Annotated in this window: 4 protein-coding genes; 1 reads left to right on the top strand and 3 read right to left on the bottom strand. The window is 73.7% G+C overall.

Features of this window, described 5'->3' with window-relative positions:
* Both F8274_RS30430 and F8274_RS30425 read right to left on the bottom strand, forming a co-directional pair.
* On the bottom strand, positions 1-567 hold a 567-nt coding region (locus F8274_RS30430), incomplete at its 3' end, for a thiamine pyrophosphate-binding protein (protein WP_255474594.1).
* Between the two features lie 108 nt (positions 568-675).
* A complete protein-coding gene (locus F8274_RS30425; protein ID WP_151465820.1) occupies positions 676-1,449 on the bottom strand; it encodes an enoyl-CoA hydratase-related protein in 774 nt (257 codons plus the stop codon).
* 105 nt (positions 1,450-1,554) lie between these two features.
* On the opposite strand from F8274_RS30425, the gene F8274_RS30420 reads away from it, so the two are divergent.
* Complete coding sequence (locus F8274_RS30420) at positions 1,555-2,079, top strand: DUF6232 family protein (RefSeq protein WP_151465818.1); 525 nt, start codon at positions 1,555-1,557, stop codon at positions 2,077-2,079.
* Here F8274_RS30420 and F8274_RS30415 read toward each other — a convergent pair.
* Positions 2,025-2,561 (bottom strand): nuclear transport factor 2 family protein (locus tag F8274_RS30415; protein WP_225854047.1); only part of this gene is annotated, 537 nt, incomplete at its 5' end. The genes F8274_RS30420 and F8274_RS30415 overlap by 55 nt on opposite strands.

The raw sequence follows: 2,561 nt of genomic DNA, 5'->3' as shown, positions 1-2,561 counted from the left end.
GGCCCGGCCTTCCTCGACTTCCCCCTGGAGGCGGTCTTCTCGGTCGGCGTCGCCGACCGAGAAGACCGCCTCCAGGGGGAAGTCGAGGAAGGCCGGGCCGCGGTGCGGGGTGAGCGCGGCGGTGAGGGCCGCGGTGACCGCGCGCGGGATGTCGTCGGCGCTGAACACCGTCTCGGCATGCTTGGTGACCGGGGCGACGAGCGGCAGGTGGTCCATCTCCTGGAGGCTGCCGGAGCCCCAGCGGAACTGCGGGGCCCGACCGCCGAGCACCAGCACCGGCGAGGCGTTGAAGAAGGCGCTGGTCAGGCCGGAGACGCCGTTGGTGACGCCGGGGCCGGCGGTGAGCACGGCCAGGCCGGGCCGGCGCTGGAGCTTCGCCACCGCCTCGGCGGCGAAGACGGCGGACTGCTCGTGCCGGACGTCGTAGATCGGGAAGCCGGTCCGGTGCGCGGCGTCGTAGAGCGGGAAGACGTGCCCGCCGGAGAGGGTGAACATCTCCCGTACGCCGTGCGCGCGCAGCGCCGCGAGGGCCAGCTCGCCGCCGTGCCCCTCGACCCGTTCCGTCATCGCCACTTCCCTTCGTCATGACCGGAGTCACACGCTACTGGCCGGTAGGCGGGATGTGAACCGTTCTCGGGTCGGCGGCGCGGTGGGCCGCCGACCCGGACCGGCGGTTCAGCGGCCGGTGAAGCCCGGCTTGCGCTTCTCGACGAACGCGGCCATGCCCTCGCGCCGGTCGTCGGTGGCGAACAGCGCGGCGAAGAGCTGGCTCTCCCAGGCCAGGCCCGAGTTGAGGTCCATGTCCAGGCCGCCGTCGACGGCCAGCTTGGCCGCCCGCAGCGCCTGCACCGGGCCGGTCAGGTACGGCTTCACGTAGGCGACCGCGGCCTCGTAGACCTCGGCGGCCGGGACCACCCGGTCGGCCAGGCCGATCCGCAGCGCCTCCTCGGCGTCGACCATCCGGCCCGTCATGATGAGGTCCTTGGCGCGGGCCGGGCCGACGAGGCGGGCCAGCCGCTGCGTGCCGCCGGCGCCGGGGATGATGCCCAGCTTGATCTCCGGCTGGCCGAGCTTCGCGTCCTCCGCCACGATCCGCCAGTCACAGGCCAGGGCCAGCTCGCAGCCGCCGCCCAGGGCGTACCCGGTGATCGCGGCGACCACCGGCTTGGGGATCCGGGCGATGGCGCCCAGGGCGCTGGACAGGTCGGCGGCCCGGCCGGCCATGTCCACGTAGGACATGTCGGCCATCTCCTTGATGTCCGCGCCGGCCGCGAAGACCTTCTCGCCGCCGTACACGATGACCGCCCGGACCTCGGCGTCCGCGGTGGCCGCCGCGGCGGCGGCGCGCAACTCCTCCTGCACCTGGGTGTTGAGCGCGTTCATCGGCGGCCGCTCCAGCCGGATGGTGCCGATGCCGTCCTTCACTTCCAGCCTGACGAACTCGCCCACGCTGCCCTCACTTCCTCGTCGAAGTCGCGTGCCAACCTTACGACCAGGGTCGTTGGGGTAGACAGTGTGGTATCGACGGCTCCAGGTCGCACCGGGAGTGAGGCCATGATCACCTATTACGACGACAAGTCGGTCCAGGTCACCTCCACCGCCGTCCGGGTGGACGGGCGCAGCTATCCCCTCGCCGAGCTGAGCATGGTGTGGCACCGGCGGGGCGACCGCTCCTGGCGGGTCCTCGCCGGCCGGGGCGCCATCGGCGCCGCCCTCGCCGGCCCGCTGGTGGCCGCCGTGCTCGGCATCGGCCTGGCGGTCTGGCTGCACCGCTCGGCCGTGGTCACCATCGCCATCGTCGGGGCGTCCGTGCTTGTCGGCCTCGGCATCGGGCCGCTGGCCGACGTGCTCTTCGAACACCTCGACCGCTCGTACGCCCGCGGCAGCCGGGAGCTGGAGATGTGGGCGCGCTGGCGGGGCCGGCCGGTGCGGCTGCTGCACACCGGCGACGCGCTGCGCTTCGGCCAGATCTACCGGGCAATGCAACGGGCCATGGACAGCGCGCCCGCAGCGCAGCGGGCCGGTCAGAAGGTGATCGGGCCCTTCGGCAGCAGCCCGAGGCCGCGCAGCAGGCCGTAGGTGTCCTGCTCGCCCCAGAACTGGACGATCCGGCCGCCGGCCAGCCGGTACATCTTGCACGCACTCTGCACGGCGATGGCCCCGGTGGCGTCCCGCCGGTAGGTCTGCGCCATCGAGACCACCACCCGGTCCCCGGCCGCGAAGACCTCCAGGATCTGCTGGTCGAGCACCGTCAGCCCGGGCGAGGAGACGGCCGCCTCCGGGTAGCGCCGGCCGCGCACCGCCGTGCCCGAGCCGTAGACCTCCACGTCCTCGGCGACCACCTCGGCCAGCTCGGCCAGGTCCTTCGTGACGAAGGTCCGCAGATAGCGCCGGACGACCTCGACGTTGCGCTCCTGCTCGGTGCCGGCCGCCGGGGCCGTGGAATCCGCAGGGCGATCCTCGGGCCGGGCACTGCCGCGGGACCGGTTCCGGGTGCGCGCCGACGGCGGCGGTGTCCGGGGGAGAGGGCGAGGCGGCGAGCGACCGTGCGGGGTCGGGGC

It is taken from the genome of Micromonospora sp. AMSO31t (genome assembly GCF_008868175.1).
In the GTDB taxonomy this organism is placed as follows: domain Bacteria; phylum Actinomycetota; class Actinomycetes; order Mycobacteriales; family Micromonosporaceae; genus Micromonospora.
Note: the sequence above shows the minus strand (reverse complement) of the source record. Positions and strands in the feature narration are given on the sequence as shown.